Annotated in this window: 6 protein-coding genes; 4 read left to right on the forward strand and 2 right to left on the reverse strand. The window is 63.0% G+C overall.

Going from position 1 to position 6,402, the window contains the following annotated elements; genetic code table 11:
- Window positions 1–124 precede the first annotated feature (124 nt).
- From ACF8GF_RS11350 to ACF8GF_RS11360, 3 genes are all read left to right on the forward strand, one after another.
- Window positions 125–706 carry an alpha/beta hydrolase gene (locus ACF8GF_RS11350; protein ID WP_176682803.1) on the forward strand — a complete coding sequence of 194 codons (582 nt, stop codon included), beginning with the start codon at window positions 125–127 and terminating at the stop codon, window positions 704–706.
- Between the two features lie 64 nt (window positions 707–770).
- Window positions 771–1,601: a sigma 54-interacting transcriptional regulator gene (locus tag ACF8GF_RS11355; protein WP_176682802.1), complete on the forward strand. Its 831-nt coding sequence runs from the start codon at window positions 771–773 to the stop codon at window positions 1,599–1,601.
- Window positions 1,602–1,776: 175 nt separating this feature from the next.
- Entirely contained in the window at window positions 1,777–2,562 is a 786-nt protein-coding gene (locus ACF8GF_RS11360) for a MetQ/NlpA family ABC transporter substrate-binding protein (protein ID WP_176682801.1), read from the forward strand.
- A 209-nt stretch (window positions 2,563–2,771) separates the two neighbouring features.
- Here the strand turns inward: ACF8GF_RS11360 and ACF8GF_RS11365 are convergent, their stop codons facing one another.
- Entirely contained in the window at window positions 2,772–5,135 is a 2,364-nt protein-coding gene (locus ACF8GF_RS11365) for a penicillin acylase family protein (RefSeq protein WP_176682800.1), read from the reverse strand.
- An 86-nt stretch (window positions 5,136–5,221) separates the two neighbouring features.
- Here ACF8GF_RS11365 and ACF8GF_RS11370 point away from each other — a divergent pair, with 86 nt between their 5' ends.
- A complete protein-coding gene (locus ACF8GF_RS11370) occupies window positions 5,222–5,788 on the forward strand; it encodes a sugar O-acetyltransferase (RefSeq protein WP_392487770.1) in 567 nt (188 codons plus the stop codon).
- On the opposite strand, the gene ACF8GF_RS11375 is transcribed toward ACF8GF_RS11370, so the two are convergent.
- Window positions 5,767–6,336 carry a DUF6436 domain-containing protein gene (locus tag ACF8GF_RS11375; RefSeq protein ID WP_176682799.1) on the reverse strand — a complete coding sequence of 190 codons (570 nt, stop codon included), beginning with the start codon at window positions 6,334–6,336 and terminating at the stop codon, window positions 5,767–5,769. The two genes, ACF8GF_RS11370 and ACF8GF_RS11375, sit on opposite strands and share 22 nt — an antisense overlap.
- Window positions 6,337–6,402 lie beyond the last annotated feature (66 nt).

Here is a 6,402-nt window from a genome sequence, read left to right on the forward strand (position 1 = left end):
GAGAGCGATTGCAGTGTGTTGTTTATTCTATTAGGGAATTACCAAATATCTCCTTATTCCTTTACGTATATATCGCCTTCCCTATACTTGTCTCCAAGCACGCAAACTTACTGGAGGCGTCCCCATGCGCAATGACTCGATTCGCTACCTGATTGTGCCGGGCTGGCAAGGGTCGCCAGACAACCATTGGCAAAGTCACTGGCAGCGCACCTTGCCCAACAGTGCACGGGTCGAACAGGAAGACTGGCTTACCCCGCAGCGGCAGGACTGGGTGCACGCGCTGGAGCAGGCGATTGCCGCCGAGCGCTCGCCGGTGATCCTGATTGCCCACAGCCTTGGTTGCATCACTGTCGCCCATTGGGCAGCGCAGGCCAGCCCGGCCTTGCTGCGGCAGGTGCGTGGTGCACTGCTGGTGGCGCCGGCAGATGTCGAACGGCCCACGTGCGCACCCGTGCTGCGCAACTTTGCGCCGATCCCTACCGAGGTGCTGCCATTCCCTAGCCAGGTTGTCAGCTCGGACAACGACCCAGCCGTGAACGTGCCACGGGCGCTGTACCTGGCCCAGGCATGGGGCGCCGAAGCGGGTTTGCTGAGCAATGCCGGGCACATCAACGTCAAGTCCGGTCATGAGCGCTGGGAACAAGGCTTCGCCTACCTGTATCGCTTGCAGAGCCGGATCGAGCAGCGCGCACTGCTCCGCGCCTGATCGCCCTCACTGTTCACCCTTTGCCTGACGCCTGGCCATTACGGGCCTGGGGCGGGAGTTCGTCATGACGTTTCAAAACCCGTTCGGCCAGCCGCTGCTGACCTTCCCCGAGCTGGACAAGAGCCCGCTGAGCATTCGTGCCAAGGCGCTGGTGTTCATCGACCCGCGCTCGCAGCGGCTGCGCGAGGACCTTGAGCGCCTGGCGCCACAACCTTTGCCGGTGCTGATCCGTGGCGAGACCGGTACCGGCAAGGAGCTGCTGGCCCGGCAGATCCACCGTGCCAGCGACCGTGGTGGGTTGTTCGTGTCGGTCAACTGCGCGGCCATCAGCCCCACCTACGCCGATGCCGAGCTATTTGGCTATAGCGCCGGTAGCCATGGCGGTACGGTCAGCAGCCGTGCCGGCTGGTTCGGTTCGGCCAGCGGCGGCACCTTGTACCTGGACGAGATTGCCGACTTGCCGCTGGCCATCCAGGGCAAGCTGCTGGCGGCCCTGGAAAACCGCGAGGTCACTCGGGTGGGTGCGCAGCAGCCACAGCCGGTGGATGTGCGCCTGGTCGCCGCCACCAGCATCGACCTGGCCCGTGTGGTACGTGCAGGGCGCTTCAACGAGCGCCTGTACCAGTATCTGCGCGAGGGCGCGCTGGAGCTGCCGCCGCTGCGCGAGCGACCGGGCGATATCCTGCCGCTGGCCGAGTACTTCGTGGGCATCTACAGCGTGCGCCTGCAGCGGCCTGTGCCCTTGGTGAGCGAGGCGGCGCAGCGGGTGCTGGAGGCACATTTCTGGTCCGGTAATACCCGCGAGCTGGAGAACGTCATCCACTTTGCCTTGCTGGTCAATGACGGCGAAGAGATCCTGCCAGAGGATCTCGACCTGCCCGACCCCGCGCGTTAGGCATCGCTCATGGGGAGAGCGGCTGATGCCATTATGTTTTTGGAATAAGCAGCTAAGTAAAAGATATTGTTGCGGAATAAAAAATTTGGGTATCGTCCGCCTCAAGCCCACTGGTGAACCGGTTGGGCACCCGATTCGCCATCGTCGATGGCCCAGATTCAGAACAAGGACCACCATGAAGAAGACCCTGCTGACCACTGCCCTGGCTGCTGCCCTGTCGTTCTCCGGCCTGGCCGCTGCTGCCGAGAAACTGGTGGTTGCCGCTACCCCGGTACCGCACGCCGAAATTCTCGAACTGATCAAGCCGACCCTGGCAAAAGAAGGCGTGGACCTTCAGATCAAGGTCTTCACCGATTACGTACAGCCGAACGTGCAGGTTGACCAGAAGCGTCTGGATGCCAACTACTTCCAGACCCTGCCGTACCTGCAGAACTTCAACGAAGGCAAGGGCACCCACCTGGAAACCGTGGTGGGTGTACACGTAGAGCCCTTCGGTGGTTACTCGAAGAAGGTCAAGGCCCTGAGCGAGCTGAAAGAAGGCGCAACCGTTGCCATCCCTAACGAAGGCAGCAACAGCGGCCGCGCCCTGCTGCTGCTGCAGAAGGCCGGCCTGATTACCCTGAAAGACCCGAAGAATGCCTTGGCCACCCCCAAGGACATCGCCGAAAACCCGAAGAAGCTGAAGTTCCGCGAGCTTGAGTCGGCCATGCTGCCCCGTGTGCTGGACCAGGTCGACCTGGACATGATCAACACCAACTATGCCCTCGAAGCTGGACTGAACCCGGCTAAAGATGCGCTGGTGATCGAAGGTTCCGATTCGCCCTACGTGAACTTCCTGGTGGCCCGCCCGGACAACAAGGACAGCGAAGCGATCCAGAAACTGGCCAAGGCCCTGACCAGCCCTGAAGTGAAGGAATTCATTGCCAAGAAGTACCAAGGTGCGGTGCTGCCGGCGTTCTGATGCGCTTGCTTCACCTTGCATGACCCAACGCCGACACCTTTGTGTCGGCGTTTTCATTGCTGGGATCTCTGAAAGCTGGCGCGATCCCTGTGGGAGCGGGTTTACCCGCGAAGAATCCAACGCGGTGCATGGCACCGGCTGCGCCGGTGTTCGCGGCTAAAGCCCCACAGTGCTCGCGCAAACTTTTGGGTTTTGAGCAAGGCAGCCCCTTACGGCCCTGGCACCAATCGCAAGGTACTCTGCGCCGGAATCACCCCCATCTGTGCTCGCTGATACTGCCCCTGCACATACCCCTCGGCCTGGTCCGCGTAATGCCGGTCGAACGGCACGCCACTCTGCCCGACCGGGTTGATGGTCAGGGCCTGCCCGGCATCGGCGAAGTCGATCAGCCGCCGCGTCGACGGCCCATAGGTCACCGGCCATGGCGCAGAGCTGATCTTCGCCGAGAGGTTGTTCGGCACTTCATGGGTACCGGGTGTGGCGAATGGCCCAACGTTGAACAGCAGGTTCAGCGGTTTTTTCACCCCAAGCGGATGGTTGTGGGTCAGGGTATGGGCCTTGCCCCATTGCCAGCTGGCCGGATCGCTGCCCAAGGTGTTACGCAGATGCTTCAAGCTTTTCTGCCAGGCCGTGCGCACGACGGCGGTACGGTCGGTTCGCTGGCTGCCGCCACGGGTGTTCCACCAGGGTGAATCGGCTTGCGCTGCCAGGCGTGGCAAGGCGGCGTCGATCACGCGGGTGCTGATCAGCACCGGGAACCAGGTATCGCCCAGCTCGTCATGCAGGGCCGCGAATGCCAGTTCATAGAGGAACTGGTTGAACAGCGTGGCGCTGGTCGAGTCGAGCGGGTAGTCGCCAGCCCAAGCCGCCAGTTGCTCGACCAGCTCTTTCTCTTCGTCACCTTCGGCCACTGCACGCAGGGTTGCCAGGAGCGGGGCAAGGGTGCGCGGGCCATAGTCACTGGCGGTGTCCAGCTGCAGTGCCTGGCTGTTTTGGGTGTCCCATTTCACCTCTGGGTTGGCCAGGTGACGATCAAGCTGGCGGCCACGGTCGGGCAGGTTGTAGTAACCCGGTATTGGCACCGCCGCCGGTGGCTGGTAGTTGGCCGAAACGATATAGCCGCGCGTGGGGTTTTCCTGCTGCGGGTTGACGCTGAAGGGGTAGAAACCGAGCTTGTCGGCCTGCGCATTGGCGCCGTCGAGGATGAACGCCGGGTCGACGCCGTCGGGGCGGATTGGCAGCTTTGCCGCTGCCCACCAACCGATATCGCCACGGGCATTGGCCCAGACAAAGTTGAGCCCGGGCGCGTGAACCTTGGCGGCGGCCTCGCGCATCTTGCCCAGGGTGTCGGCGCGGTTGAGCTGGTAGAAGCCGTCGAGGATCGGGTTTTCAGTTTCCAGAAATGCCCACCACATGGCGATTGGCGTGGTGCCGGAGGTATTACCCAGCACGTTGTTGACGATCGGGCCGTGGGGCGAGCGGCGCAGGCTGATGGTGACCGGCTGCTCGCCTTTGACGGCAATCTTCTGTTCGGTCGTTTCCAGTGTGTGCCACTGGCCATCGACCATCACCTGATCGGCGTTGGCGGGGTTGGTCTTTTCGGCGACCAGGTCAACGTCATCGTTCTGGAACATGGTCAGGCTCCAGCCAAAGTCACGGTTGTGGCCGAGCAGGGCGAACGGGTTGAGTGCCTGGAAATAGCCGTAGAGGTTGAAGCCGGGCGCTGACAGCTCGGCCTCATACCACACCGCAGGTACGGCGAAGCTGATGTGCGGGTCGCCAGCCAGCAACGGCTTGCCACTGCGGGTGCGGCTACCCGCCACCGCCCAGGCGTTGCTGCCTTCGAACTGCGGGATACCGGCGTCGCCCAGCGCCTCATGGCTTAAGCGTGCAAGTGCTTCCAGGCTTTGCCAGTCGGCGGCGGCCAGTGGCGTGCCCAGCGCGCCCTCGGGTTGCCAGCCAAGGTCGAATATTTTCAGGTAGTCAGGCCCAAGCTGGTCGCGGATGTAGGTCAGAGCAGGCTCGGTGCGGAACGCGGCGGCAAAACTGTAGGCCAGGTAGCCGGCGATGCTCAGCGTGTCCTCGGCGGTGAACGGGCGCGGGGGGATGCCGAGCAGGTCGAATTCCGTGGGTTTGGGGTGGCTGGCCTGCCAACTGTTGACCCCATCGAGGTAGGCTTGCAGGGCCTGCCATGCCGGCGCCTGCGGATCCTGCCGCTTGGCCATCAGCGCGGCCTGCTCGCGTATGCGCAGGCTGCGGAACAGGGTGTCGGTGGGCAGTAGCTTGTCGCCGAGCACCTCAGCCAGTTCACCACGGGCCAGGCGGCGCAGGATCTCCATCTGGAACAGCCGGTCCTGGGCATGCACGTAGCCCAGTGCGCGGTAAAGGTCCGGCTCGCTCTGTGCCTGCAGGTGTGGCACGCCGCGGGCGTCGTAGCGCACGCTGACCGGGGCTTGCAGACCGGCAACGGCGACCTCGCCCTCGCGCTGCGGCAGCTTGCCCTGCACGTACCAGTAACCGGCGCCAGCGGCCACGGTGACTACCACCGCCAGCAGGGTCAGGCTGCGCTTCATTCAGACTCCTTGTGCATTCAAACGGAAAATGTGGTCCGATCATCGGCGGATTCGCGAACAGAGCATAGCCCCAGGAAGGAGTTTCCATGTCCCTCAGCGAAAAACACAAAATGCTCACCGGCCAGCTCTACCACGCTGGCTGCCCTGAACTGCAGGCTGAGCAGATCGCCAACAAGCACTGGATGCACCGCTACAACAACAGTGTCGAACTGCTCAACGACGCACGCCACGGGCTGCTTGTGGAGCACTTTGGCCAGGTTGGCGAAGGCGCGGTGATTCGCCCACCGTTCTATTGCGACTACGGCTACAACATCAGCGTTGGCCGTAATACCTTCATGAACTTCAACTGCGTGATTCTTGATGTGGTGCCGGTGCGTATCGGCGACGACTGCCAGATCGGCCCCAACGTGCAGATCTACACCGCCGACCATCCGCTCGATCCTGAAGTGCGGCGCAGCGGGCTGGAGAGCGGGCGGCCGGTGACCATCGGCGACAACGTGTGGATTGGCGGTGCGGCAGTCATCCTGCCGGGGGTGAGCATCGGTGATAACGCCATCGTCGGCGCCGGCAGTGTGGTGACCCGGGATGTGCCCGCGGGCGCGACGGTGGTGGGCAACCCGGCGCGGGTCCGTCAGCCCGACCAAGGGCAGTAGCAGCCTACCGCCAGGGTATTGGAGGCGCTGACCTGGCGGCCGTCGAGCAAAGCCTTGAGGATTGGCTCGATGAAGCTGTTGCTGGCGTTGCACACGGCGCCTTCGCTGTACGGGCCAAAGTAAGCCAGGCGGCCTTGCCGGTCCCAGATGGCCACGGCCGGGGAGGCAGGCAGCTGCTCGCTGCCGGGCAGGTGGGTGATGGGTTGCAAGCTACCGATATTGGCCGGTAGCTGGCCGTGGCTGCCAGGCTTTTGCAGCACATGGAAGGTAACGTCGTGGCCTGCGAACTGGCTGACAAGGTCGCCCAGGTGCTGTTGGTTGCCGACGTTGCATGGGCAGGCCGGGTCCCAGAAATGCACCACGCGGATCGGGCCCGCACCGGCCAGCTCGGCAGGTAGCTGTAACTGGCTACCGTCGAACAGCGTGGCCTGGTTGTCGAACGGGCGCAGGTAGCGAGCCTGAAAGGCGCTGTAGGCCTGCCAGAGGATTACGGCGCCGACCAACAAGGCGATGACCGTGCACAGCGGTTTGATGATTCGGCTATTCATGAAGAGTCGGTGGCCCTTGTGGGAGCAACTGTCTTGCTCAATTTCTAAAAACTGGCGCGATCCCTG

This window comes from Pseudomonas sp. yb_5, from assembly GCF_043103865.1.
Lineage (GTDB): Bacteria > Pseudomonadota > Gammaproteobacteria > Pseudomonadales > Pseudomonadaceae > Aquipseudomonas > Aquipseudomonas putida_Y.

Coding starts and splice junctions, on each gene's coding strand:
- ACF8GF_RS11355 (WP_176682802.1), top strand. CDS start 771: ATGACGTTTCAAAACCCGTTCGGCCAGCCGCTGCTGACCTTCCCCGAG.
- ACF8GF_RS11365 (WP_176682800.1), bottom strand. CDS start 5,135: ATGAAGCGCAGCCTGACCCTGCTGGCGGTGGTAGTCACCGTGGCCGCT.
- ACF8GF_RS11350 (WP_176682803.1), top strand. CDS start 125: ATGCGCAATGACTCGATTCGCTACCTGATTGTGCCGGGCTGGCAAGGG.
- ACF8GF_RS11375 (WP_176682799.1), bottom strand. CDS start 6,336: ATGAATAGCCGAATCATCAAACCGCTGTGCACGGTCATCGCCTTGTTG.
- ACF8GF_RS11360 (WP_176682801.1), top strand. CDS start 1,777: ATGAAGAAGACCCTGCTGACCACTGCCCTGGCTGCTGCCCTGTCGTTC.
- ACF8GF_RS11370 (WP_392487770.1), top strand. CDS start 5,222: ATGTCCCTCAGCGAAAAACACAAAATGCTCACCGGCCAGCTCTACCAC.